We start from the raw sequence: 10,633 nt of genomic DNA, 5'->3' as shown, positions 1-10,633 counted from the left end.
TAAATCGAAGAAATGATTGACTTGGCGTTAGTCCGCGTGGAGTCTCCACCACGCTCGGTCTCGAGCGTCCTTTGGGAGGAGGAATTGTGCGGTGTTTAGAACTAAACCAATCACGTAGACCAATTAACCGTAACGCGTTGGCCCAGGCGCTGCTGAGCGCGCTTGCGCTGGCAAGCGCACAGGCAGCCGTGGCCCAGCAAAACGATGCTGGCCAGCAGGCACCGGAGCAAGCGCCCACCACGCTGGACCAGGTCAAGGTCACCGGCATCCGCAGCTCGATCCAGTCGTCCATCGACAGCAAGCGCGAGCAGACGGTGGTGGCCGACGTGCTGTCGGCAGAAGACATCGGTGACCTGCCGGCGCTGTCGATCGGCGAAGCGATCGAGACCATCACCGGTGCGGCCACGCACCGCGAAAAGGGCGGCGCGTCGGAGATTTCCATCCGTGGCCTGGGGCCGTTCCTGGGCTCGGCCACCTTCAACGGGCGCGAGGCCAGCAACGGCAGCGGCGACCGCTCGGTGAACTTCAACCAGTTCCCCTCCGAACTCATCAACACCGTGGCGATCTACAAGACCCAGCGCGCCGACTTCGTCGAAGGCGGCATCGCCGGCACGGTCAACATGCAGACCGTGCGGCCGCTGGAATTCGGCAAGCGCCGCGTACAACTGGACGGGCGGGCGACCTATGCCGATGGCGACAGCAAGTTGCGCGACGCCGATGGGGTGGGTTGGCGCGGCACCGTCAGCTACCTGGACCAGTTCGATCTGCGCGGGGCCGGCAAGCTGGGGGTCTCGCTCGGCCTGCAGCGGCTGGAAGGCACCAACCCGGAAGAGGTGATGAGCAGCAGCTCCACCTGGACGGCCTGCAACGCCAACGAGGTGGTGGGCGCCAGCCGCAACTGCACCGCCGTGACCCCGGCGCAGGTGCAGGCGGGGACGCCGTATTACCTGGCGCCCGGCAGCCGCGTGTACCGCCAGATCAGCGAGCACGATCAACGCGACGCGGCCTTCGCCGCGCTGCAATGGCGGCCTTTCGACGGCCTGGATGTGGCCCTGGATTACCAGGACTCGCAGCGCACCGTGACCGAAGACCGCGCCGAGCTGAACTTCTCCGAGACCCTGCGCAACCTCAACAACCGCCAGGTGGGCGACAACGGCGCCTTGCTCGGCCACACCGGCAGCAGCACGGTGGAATCCTCCACCGACTACAAGGTGCGCGACGAGCAGTACCGCGGTGGCGGGCTACGCGTGGAATGGCGCCCGAACGCGGCCTGGATGCTGTCCACCGACCTGTCGTATTCGCGCACCGAGCGCAGCGAGATCGACCGCCTGATGCGGCTGCGCTCCAATGCCACCGATATCAACGGCAACCGCGTACCCGGAATCAACGGGCAACGCGTGGACTACACCTATACCTATGCCGGCGATGTGCCGGGGATCGTAGTCGATCCCGCGTTCGACCTGAACAACCCGGACAACTTCAGCGCCGCCGCGCGTGCGCGCCGCGACGAGTTGCGCCGCGAGCACACCATCCGGGCCTGGCGTTTCGATGGCGGCTTCACCCCGGAAAGCGGGCTGCTCACCTCCATCAAGGGCGGCGTGCGCCTGTCCGAGGCGACCTACCGCGACCTGGACGACCGCGTCGAGCGCAATGTCACCGATCCGGCCACGATCCGCGCCGCCAACCTGGCCTGCCGGCAACCGTTTCCGCAGGAGGATTTCCTCTCCAGCGCCAGCGGCAACACCATCCGGCAGTGGGCCACCTTCGACAGCCGCTGTCTGTTTGCCGCCATCACCGGCGTGGACGACACCGGCCGCAATGCCGACCCGCGCGGCACCGCCGACTCCGACGTGGAGGAGAAGACCCGCGCGCTGTATGTGATGGGCGAGTTCGCCAGCACGCTGTTCGGGCTGCCGTTGGATGGCAACCTGGGCGTGCGCTGGGTGCGCACCGACGTCAGCTCGGTGGGATTGCGCGGCGAGCTGGACGTGATCGACAACCCCGACGGCACCATCCAGCTGGTAGAAACCGGACGCTTCGCCGCGCAGACGGTGCGCGCGTCCAACCGCGTGTTCCTGCCCAGCTTCAACGCCAACATCGGCCTCACCGAGCAGACCCAGCTGCGCGTCGGGCTGTACCGGGCCATGGCGCGCCCGGATCTGGTGGCGCTGTCTGCCGGACGCACCTTCATCCTGGAACCGGGGACCGAATTCAATAGTGTCGGCGAGGCAATCGGCAGCATCACCGCCACCGGCAACCCGCGCACGCAGCCGCTGCTGTCGTCCAATGCGGACGTGTCGCTGGAGTGGTATCCCAATGCCGACTCCCTGCTCAGCGCCGCGGTGTATTACAAGCAGTTCACCGGTGGCGCGGTGCCCACGGTGGTGGACGAGCGCTTCGTCATCGACGGCACGGCGGTGGTGGTGCCGGTGGTGCAGGACGTCACCACCCGGCAAAAGAGCGACCTCACCGGGCTGGAGCTGACCGGCACCCACCGCTTCTCCTACCTGCCTGCGCCGTTCGACGGCCTGGGCGTCAAGCTGAGCTACAACTACGCCGATTCCAACTACAAGACCCAGGATCTGCGCCTGGGCGACCAGGTCGACCCGGCCACCGGCCTGGTGAGCGGCGGCATCGTCGCGCCGGCCAATATCTTCGGCCTGTCGCGGCACGTGTTCTCCGGCCAGCTGTATTACGCCATCGGCGCGGTCGACCTGCAGGCCATCTACAAGTACCGCTCCGAGTATTTCCAGAAGTTCGTCGGCGCCCCGGCGCAGAACCGCTACGTGCGCGACAGCGGCACCCTGGACCTGCGCGCCAGTTACCGCGTCAATGCGCAGCTGTCGGTGTCGCTGGAGGCTTCCAACCTGACCAACGAGCCGCGGATCTCCGACATGCCGGTGCCCGGCAGCTTCCGTGAGTACAACACTTACGGGCGACGCTATTATTTGGGGGTGCGCTACCGCTTCTAGCGTCGCCCACCGGCGCCGCTTCCGCTGCGCCACCTGTCCGGCACCCGCGTGCCGGGCCGATCACCCTGAGGGTTTGAGTCGCCGATGTCCGAAAACCGCCTGTACCACTCCGTTGCCGCCAAGATCCGCGCGCTGATCGACACGGGCGAATTCCCGGTCGGCTCGCGCCTGCCGGGCGAGCGCGAGTTGGCCGAGCGCTTCGGCGTCAGCCGCGTGACCGTGCGCGAGGCCGAGATCGCGCTGGAGGCGCAGGGCCGCATCGTGATCAAGATCGGCTCGGGCGTGTACGTCAAGCCTCGCCTGGCCTCGGACGAGGGCGCATTGCCGGATGTCAGCGCGTTCGAGCTGACATCCGCGCGCGCGGTGATCGAGGCGGAGGCGGCCGCATTGGCGGCCAGCCACATCACCGATGCGGAACTGGACGAACTGGGCGGCATGATCCAGGCGCTGTCCGCACCAGGGCTCAGCGATGCGGCCGCTGCCGAGTACGACCGCGCCTTCCACCTGGCGATCGCGCGTATCAGCGGCAACCCGGTAGTGGCGTACTGCGTGCAGTTGATCTGGCGCATGCGCAACGAATTGCCGCGCGTGCGCGAGGTGTATGCGCGGGTCTGCCACGACGACGGCGCCACCCGCGTGGACGAACACACCGCCATCCTGCAGGCCCTGCAGCAGCGCGACCCGGTCGCAGCACGCACGGCCATGCGCAACCACTTCCAGCGCCTGTTCGAATCCATGCTGGAAGCGACCGAGAACGATGCACTGGCGGAAATCCGCCGCCGCACCCAGCAGGACCGCGCGCATTTTCTGGCGGCCACGCGCACCTGAGTGCATGGGATGGTTTGTTGGACGCGCTGCGTCGATTGCCAGCTGCACTTTCGTGCCGCTGGCGCTGGATCCTCCGAAAGACAGATCCACCAATCAGCTTGACGCGCCGTCTGCGCTGGTTCGGCACCACCGGCACGCGGCTGACCTGAGTGTTGAGCCTGCGGTCGTCGCGGACGCTGCAGCGACAACACGCTGCAGGCGCGTCCGCCCTCAGGCAGATCGCTCTACCTGATAGGGCGTAGGCACCTGCAAGTGCAGGCCTCAGTCCGCCATCACCTTGTCCGGCGTCATCGGGGTGCTGCGGATGCGCTTGCCGGTGGCATGGAAGATCGCATTGCAGATCGCCGCCGAAACACCGACCAGGCCGATTTCGCCCACGCCTTTCGCACCCAGGCTGCTGACGATGCGGTCGTCCTCGTCGGCGAAGATCACATCGATGTCGTGGATGTCGGCATTGGCCGAGACGTGATACATCGCAAAATCGTGATTCATGAAACGACCGAAGCGGTGATCGGACTGGGTGTGTTCGTGCAGCGCCTGGCCGATGCCCCAGACCACGCCGCCGACGATCTGGCTGCGCGCGGTGATCGGGTTGAGGATGCGCCCGGCTGCAACCGCGCTGACCACGCGGGTGACGCGGACCGTGCCCAGCTCTTCATCCACCCGCACTTCCACGAACACTGCGCCGTGGGTGGCGCGGGTGTACTTGCGTTGCTTGAGCACATTGGGCAGCAGCAGGAACTTGTCTTCGATCTGTTCCAGTTCTGCTGCACGCAACAGCTCGGTCAGCGCAATGGTGGTGCCGGCATCGGCGCGCAAGGCCAGCGTGCCATCGGCAAACACCACCTCGTCCAGCTTGGCCTTGTCAAAGCGCGAATTCGGCAACGCCTGCGCCAGGCGCAGCAACCGCGCGCGTAGCTTCGCGCATGCGCCATCCACCGCCGAGCCCACCGTGGTCACATGCGACGAGCCGCCTTCGATCGGTGCGACCGGCAGGGTCGAATCGCCGAGTTGGAAGGTGACCTGTTCCAGCGGCAGGCCCAGTGCTTCGGCCGCAATCATCGCCATCACCGTATAGGTGCCGGTGCCGATATCGCTGGCTGCGCTGCTCACCACCAGCCGGCCATCGGCGTGCAGCACCGCATGCGCGCGCGCAAACATCTGCATCGCATCCCATTGCCCGGTGGCCATGCCCCAGCCGACCCATTCGTTGCCTTCCTTGCGTGCGCGCGGCTGCAACGGGCGCTGCGACCAGCCGAAGCGTTCGGCACCTTGCTGGTAGCACGCGCGCAGCGCCTTGGTGGAGTAGGGCTTGTCGTCGGCCGGGTTGACCTCGGCATAGTTCTTCAGGCGCAGCGCCAGCGGATCCATGCCCAGCTCATAGGACAGTTCGTCCATCGCCACTTCCAGCGCATGCACGCCGTGTGCGGCACCGGGTGCGCGCATGTCCATCGGGCTGAACTGGTCCAGGCTGACCAGGTTGTAGCCCAGATGCACGTTGTCGCAGGCATACAGCTGCCCGCTCCAGTTGACCACCACTTCGACGTAATCCTCGATGCGCGAGGTCTCGGCAATGGCCTCGTGCCAGATCGCGCGCAAGCTGCCGTCGCGGTCGGCGCCGAGCTTGAGCCGCTGCAATGTCTCCGGGCGATGGCCGAAGGTGAACATCTGTTGCCGCGTCAGCACCACGCGCACCGAGCGGTCCAGCAGGATCGACGCCATCACCGCCAGCGGCAACTGATACTGCGGGCGCAGCCCGGAACCGAAGGCGCCGCCCACGTACGGATTGCGCACGGTGACCTTGCGCTTGCTCAGGCCGAACACATGCGAGACATACCAGCGGCTGTTCTGCGAGCCCTGGGTCTTGTCGTAGATGGTGAAGTGACCATCGGCGTCGCGGATCACCGTGGAGGCGAACAACTCCATCGGATTGTGGTGCTCCACGCCACTGTAGTAGTCGGCCTGCACCTGGACAGCGGCATTGGCAAAGGCGGTGTCTGGCTCGCCCTTGTCCTTGGGCGGCGGCGAGAAACCGGCCTTCATGGCCTTGGGCTTGTGCGCGCGGTCCAGGTTGGTCATCAGGTTGGTGTCGTGCGGGTCCTGCAGCAGTTCCACCTCCACCAGGTGGGCGGCGTGGCGCGCCGCTTCAAAAGTGTCGGCCACCACCAGGGCGATTGGCTGGCCGCTGTACAGGATCTTGTTGTCGTACAGGGGCCGGAACGGCGAACCGGCCGGTGCGGTCATGTCCTTGTAGAACACATCCATGCCGCGCATATGCGGGCGGTTCTCATGGGTGACGATCTCCAGCACGCCCGGCACCGCACGCGCGGCATCAAGATGGAAGGCGACGATCTCGCCCTTGGCGATGCTGCTGTTGACCACCACGCCATAGGCCAGATCCGCCACCGGCCATTCGGCGGCATAACGTGCCTGGCCGGTGACCTTGGCACGCCCGTCGATGCGGGTGACGCCGGTGCCGGTGGGGCGATAGCCGGTGCCGCTGTCGGCAACCGGCGGGCTCAGGTCGTTGTCGGATACATCGGTGCTGCGTGCGTTCATGGCGCTTCCTCCAGCGCGCTGGTTCGCCCGCGGTTGTCGATGGTGCCCTCGCGGGCGACGTCCAGGGCACGCACGATCGCGCGGCGTGCCAGCGGCAGCTTGAAGGCGTTGTTGCCTTGCGGTTGCGCACCCTGCAGCAGGGCATCGGCCAGGCTGTCGAAGCTCTCGGCCGTGGCCGGTTTGCCCACCAGCTGCGCTTCGGCGCCAGGATTGCGCCAGGGCTTGTGCGCCACGCCGCCCAGGGCCACGCGCACCTCACGGATGCTGCCGTCGTCGGCCAGGTCCAGCGCCGCCGCCACCGACACCAGCGCGAAGGCATACGACAGGCGCTCGCGGATTTTCAGGTAGGCGCTGTGCGCGACGAAGCGCTGCGCATCGGGCAGATCGATATGCACGATCAATTCGTCCGGGGCCAGGGTGCTGTCCAGCTCCGGGTGCTCGCCGGGCAGGCGGTGGAACTGCGCGAACGGGATGTCGCGCTCGCCGTTGGGGCCTTGCACGTGCACCACCGCGTCCAACGCAGCCAGTGCGACGCACATGTCCGACGGGTGCGTGGCAATGCACTGCGCGCTGGTGCCGAGGATGGCGTTGTAGGTGGTGAGCCCGCCGATCGCCGAGCAGCCGGTTCCAGGCGCACGCTTGTTGCACGGGGTGGCGTGGTCGTAGAAATACAGGCAGCGCGTGCGCTGCAGCAGGTTGCCGCCATTGCTGGCCATGTTGCGGATCTGCGGCGAGGCGCCGGCCAGGATCGCCGCACTCAGCAAGGGGTACCGCGTCTCCACATCCGGGTGGTAGGCGGTGTCGGCATTGCGTGCGAGCGCGCCCAGGCGCAGGCCACCTTCGGCAAGCGCGCTGATGCCGTCCAGCGGCAGGCGATTGATATCGACCAGGCTGCCCGGCCGCATCAACTGCAATTTCATCAGGTCGGTGAGATTGGTGCCGCCGGCGATCAGGCGCACCGGCGCTTCGGCGGGCACCGGGTGCGGGTCGCTGCCGCGCACCGACAGGGCAGTCAACGCCGCATCGACGCTGTCCGCGCGCGTATAGGTGAGCGGGATCATGCCGGCACCGTCCCTGGCGTCCACGGCGTGGCGGCGCTCTGTCTGCTGTCGGCGGGCTTGCCCATGACCTGCATCACCGCATCGGTGATCTGCGGGTAGGCACCGCAGCGGCACAGATTGCCGCTCATCAATTCGCGCACCTGGTCGCGGTCGTGCGCCTTGCCTTCAGTGATCAGGCCCACTGCCGAGCACAACTGCCCGGGAGTGCAATAGCCGCACTGGAAGGCATCGTTCTCGATGAAGGCACGCTGCAGCAGATGCAGCTGTTCGCCCTCGGCCAGGCCTTCGACGGTGGTGATCTCGGCGCCGTCCTGCATGACGGCAAGCGTCAGGCAGCTGTTGATGCGGCGTCCATCGACCAGCACCGTGCAGGCGCCGCATTGGCCGTGGTCGCAGCCTTTCTTGGTGCCGGTGAGGTCGAGCCGGTCGCGCAATAGATCGAGCAGGCTGACCCAGGCTTCGAGCTGCAATTGGTAAGGCTGACCATTAATGCGCAGGTTGACCGGGTAGGTCGGCGCAGCAGTGGCGGTGGCCGGCGCCAGATGAGTGGCAGTGGCGGGCGTGGCATTCATGCGAACCCCGTGGCGATGGCTGGGAGGAGGGCCACCACCTTGACGGCGATGTGGTCAACGCGGAGTGACCGCATGGGTGATGCATGTGCCTAGATGGCAGCCTGATCGCAGTCCAGCTGCGGCACTGTGATGGTTGCACGCCTGCACGTACGGGCAGGCGTCACGCGCAGTACACCCTGACCGCGCGAGCTGAACTCCTCAGATACCCCTGCATGCTGCTGCGCATGCGTCCCAGCTGCTGCGACACCGCGCCGCTATCCTTACCGTATGAACAAGCAGTGGCAGCAATGAGCCAGCGCGGCGGCAGTGCAGATCTTCCGCTGCACGGCGGGCGCGTGCCGCAGTGGCTGGGCGAGCGGATGACACGCTTGGGCACGGTGATGTGCGAGGCGATCGTGCACAGCTACGGGCGCGACGAGTTGTTGCGGCGCCTTGCACACCCGTTCTGGTTTCAATCGTTTGGTGCGGTGATGGGGATGGACTGGCATTCGTCCGGCATCACCACCAGTGTGATCGGCGCGCTCAAGCGCGGATTGACGCCATTGGCGGGCGAGCTTGGCATCCATGTGTGTGGCGGGCGCGGCCGGCACTCGCGCGCCACGCCTGCCGAGTTGTTGGCAGTGGGCGATGCGGTCGGGCTGGATGGCGCCGCCTTGGCGCAGGCCAGCCGCCTGGTGGCCAAGGTGGATAGCGCTGCGGTGCAGGATGGCTTTGACCTGTATCTGCATGGCTTCATCGTCAGCGATGACGGGCGCTGGGTGGTGGTGCAGCAGGGCATGCATGGTGAGCGCAAGCAGGCGCGCCGTTATCATTGGCTTTCCGAAGGGTTGAGCAGTTTTGTCGATGCGCCGCATGCGGCGATCGACGGCCGGCACCAAGGCAATATCGTCAACCTTTCCGACCATCGCGCCGCGGCCTCGCGTGAGGCGCAGGTGGCGTTGTTGCGCACCACCGCGCCGGATCAACTGGCCCGGCAATGGCAGCGCATCGCCGATGCGGCAGCACCTGCGCCGCTTGCGGTGCAAGTGCCGGTGACCGGCGATCTGTTTGCCGGCCATGCCTGGGACCCGGCGCAGCCGCCGCATCTGTCCATGCCCGATCACCATGAGGTGCGCAGCGAGAACGTGATTGCACGGCGATTGCACGCGAGTCTGGCTGCGGCAGCAGAGGCAGGCCCGACGGATTTCACCGCGTTGCTGCAGGTGCCAGGCGTCGGCGCACGCACGTTGCGCTCGCTGGCGATGGTGGCCGAAGTGGTGCATGGCACGCCCTGCCGTTTCAGCGACCCGGCGCGCTTTTCGCTAGCCCATGGCGGCAAGGACCGGCATCCGTTTCCGGTGCCGACCCGTGTGCTCGACCACACTATCGGTGTGCTCAAGCATGCGATGCAGCAGGCCAGGTTGGGCAACGAGGAACGGCTACAGGCGATTGCGCGGCTGGATGCGCAGGCACGCCGGCTCGAGGCCACCGCGCAGGGCCCAACGGTTGAGGACTACATCGCGCAGGAGCGCGCTGGGTCGCACCGTTACGGCGGGCGCAGTGTGTTCGGTTGGGAGCAGGCGCCGGAGACGGGGCAAGCCGCGGTGCCGACGCGTGCACGTGCAGGCCGGCGATGAGTGCGCGGCGCAGCACCACACCCGTGGCGACCGATGGCCGCTGTTTTACCTATGTGTTTCCGTGCCAGTGGGAAGACCATTGCAAGATCGGTTTTTCGCGCGATCCGTTGGGACGCATCGGCAGCCTGCATCCGCGCTGGTTCGATTTTTTCGATCTGGAGCGTGGGCTGCTGGTGGAAACCGAACGCGAGCGCGATGCGCGCGATCTGGAGCTGCAACTACGTCGCCCGCTGCTTGCGCACAACGCACCGGCGCCTATGGCGATCCGGGCGATAGCCGGTGGACATACCGAGTGGTTCCGTGGGGCGAGCGGTGCACTGCAGCTGGCGGTGGAGGACTTGCAGGCGCGCGGGTATCGCGTGTTCGTGCTGCGCGATTGGCTGCAGGCGGCGATGGCGCAGCGGATCGATCGGCTCTACGACTGGTCGGCGGTGCAGTTGAGCCAGGACGAACTGGATGGTCTGGTGGCAACGACAGCAGCGCAACGCGCGCTGCGCGATGTCCTCGATGGCTACCTTGCACTGGATCTGCCGCTGCAGGCGCACCTGCCCGGGCAGGTCTGGACCTGGTATTGCCGCAGCCGGTAGGCATGTTGCCAACGCGTTGACGCATGCGCGGTCAGCATCGCCGCAGTTCATCAGGAGATGCCGCATGCAAAGCGCACAGCTGACGTTGACTGACGCGTTCAAGGTGCTGTTTTCGGTGCGCCAGGTGCAGGCCGCCGAAATGGTGATTGCTCCTGGCGATGGCGAAGGTGGGCCGGACAACCGTCACCGCGGTTCTGATCAATGGGTGTATGTGGTCGACGGCAGCGGCACTGCCGTGGTGGATGGACGCACGCATCCGTTGCAGGCCGGCAGCTTGATTGTGATCGAGTGTGGTCAAGCGCACGAGATCCGCAACACCGGTACCACCCCGTTGAAGACGGTGAACTTCTATCATCCGCCTGCATACGATGCGCAAGCAGAACCGTTGCCGGCCGGTGCGTCATAAGCCGGCGTTGTCGTGTGCATCGCCGCGTGTGC

Annotated in this window: 8 protein-coding genes; 5 read left to right on the top strand and 3 right to left on the bottom strand. The window is 66.5% G+C overall.

The window, feature by feature from the left end; translation table 11 throughout:
- Window positions 1–137: 137 nt before the first annotated feature.
- Together XarjCFBP7645_RS15930 and XarjCFBP7645_RS15925 are read left to right on the top strand one after the other, a co-directional pair.
- Complete coding sequence (locus XarjCFBP7645_RS15930; protein WP_258079570.1) at window positions 138–2,972, top strand: TonB-dependent receptor; 2,835 nt, start codon at window positions 138–140, stop codon at window positions 2,970–2,972.
- Between the two features lie 84 nt (window positions 2,973–3,056).
- The gene (locus tag XarjCFBP7645_RS15925) at window positions 3,057–3,800 is read left to right on the top strand and encodes a FadR/GntR family transcriptional regulator (RefSeq protein WP_047124158.1); all 744 of its coding nucleotides are present in this window, start codon (window positions 3,057–3,059) and stop codon (window positions 3,798–3,800) included.
- Window positions 3,801–4,061: 261 nt separating this feature from the next.
- Here XarjCFBP7645_RS15925 and XarjCFBP7645_RS15920 read toward each other — a convergent pair whose 3' ends face one another.
- The 3 genes from XarjCFBP7645_RS15920 to XarjCFBP7645_RS15910 are packed head-to-tail and all read right to left on the bottom strand — an operon-like array spanning window position 4,062 to window position 7,992.
- On the bottom strand, window positions 4,062–6,359 hold the full coding sequence (locus XarjCFBP7645_RS15920; protein ID WP_104538295.1) for a xanthine dehydrogenase family protein molybdopterin-binding subunit: 2,298 nt from the start codon (window positions 6,357–6,359) through the stop codon (window positions 4,062–4,064).
- Window positions 6,356–7,444, bottom strand: a complete 1,089-nt coding sequence (locus tag XarjCFBP7645_RS15915; RefSeq protein WP_181126359.1) for an FAD binding domain-containing protein — start codon at window positions 7,442–7,444, stop codon at window positions 6,356–6,358. The genes XarjCFBP7645_RS15920 and XarjCFBP7645_RS15915 overlap by 4 nt, the downstream gene beginning before the upstream one ends.
- On the bottom strand, window positions 7,417–7,992 hold the full coding sequence (locus tag XarjCFBP7645_RS15910) for a (2Fe-2S)-binding protein (protein ID WP_104538294.1): 576 nt from the start codon (window positions 7,990–7,992) through the stop codon (window positions 7,417–7,419). The genes XarjCFBP7645_RS15915 and XarjCFBP7645_RS15910 overlap by 28 nt, the downstream gene beginning before the upstream one ends.
- Before the next feature lie 287 nt (window positions 7,993–8,279).
- Here XarjCFBP7645_RS15910 and XarjCFBP7645_RS15905 point away from each other — a divergent pair, with 287 nt between their 5' ends.
- The 3 genes from XarjCFBP7645_RS15905 (at window position 8,280) to XarjCFBP7645_RS15895 (ending at window position 10,601) form a co-directional block, all read left to right on the top strand.
- Entirely contained in the window at window positions 8,280–9,608 is a 1,329-nt protein-coding gene (locus tag XarjCFBP7645_RS15905; RefSeq protein WP_104538293.1) for a DUF763 domain-containing protein, read from the top strand.
- A complete protein-coding gene (locus tag XarjCFBP7645_RS15900) occupies window positions 9,605–10,195 on the top strand; it encodes a GIY-YIG nuclease family protein (protein WP_104538292.1) in 591 nt (196 codons plus the stop codon). Before XarjCFBP7645_RS15905 ends, XarjCFBP7645_RS15900 begins: the two co-directional genes overlap by 4 nt.
- A gap of 64 nt (window positions 10,196–10,259) precedes the next feature.
- The gene (locus tag XarjCFBP7645_RS15895; protein WP_104538291.1) at window positions 10,260–10,601 is read left to right on the top strand and encodes a cupin domain-containing protein; all 342 of its coding nucleotides are present in this window, start codon (window positions 10,260–10,262) and stop codon (window positions 10,599–10,601) included.
- Window positions 10,602–10,633 lie beyond the last annotated feature (32 nt).

It is taken from the genome of Xanthomonas arboricola (genome assembly GCF_002940665.1).
GTDB classification, from domain to species: domain Bacteria; phylum Pseudomonadota; class Gammaproteobacteria; order Xanthomonadales; family Xanthomonadaceae; genus Xanthomonas; species Xanthomonas arboricola_B.
The sequence above is the reverse complement of the archived record's forward strand: the minus strand, read 5'-3'. Positions and strand labels throughout refer to the sequence as shown.

Coding starts and splice junctions, on each gene's coding strand:
- XarjCFBP7645_RS15925 (WP_047124158.1), top strand. CDS start 3,057: ATGTCCGAAAACCGCCTGTACCACTCCGTTGCCGCCAAGATCCGCGCG.
- XarjCFBP7645_RS15920 (WP_104538295.1), bottom strand. CDS start 6,359: ATGAACGCACGCAGCACCGATGTATCCGACAACGACCTGAGCCCGCCG.
- XarjCFBP7645_RS15910 (WP_104538294.1), bottom strand. CDS start 7,992: ATGAATGCCACGCCCGCCACTGCCACTCATCTGGCGCCGGCCACCGCC.
- XarjCFBP7645_RS15905 (WP_104538293.1), top strand. CDS start 8,280: ATGAGCCAGCGCGGCGGCAGTGCAGATCTTCCGCTGCACGGCGGGCGC.
- XarjCFBP7645_RS15900 (WP_104538292.1), top strand. CDS start 9,605: ATGAGTGCGCGGCGCAGCACCACACCCGTGGCGACCGATGGCCGCTGT.
- XarjCFBP7645_RS15895 (WP_104538291.1), top strand. CDS start 10,260: ATGCAAAGCGCACAGCTGACGTTGACTGACGCGTTCAAGGTGCTGTTT.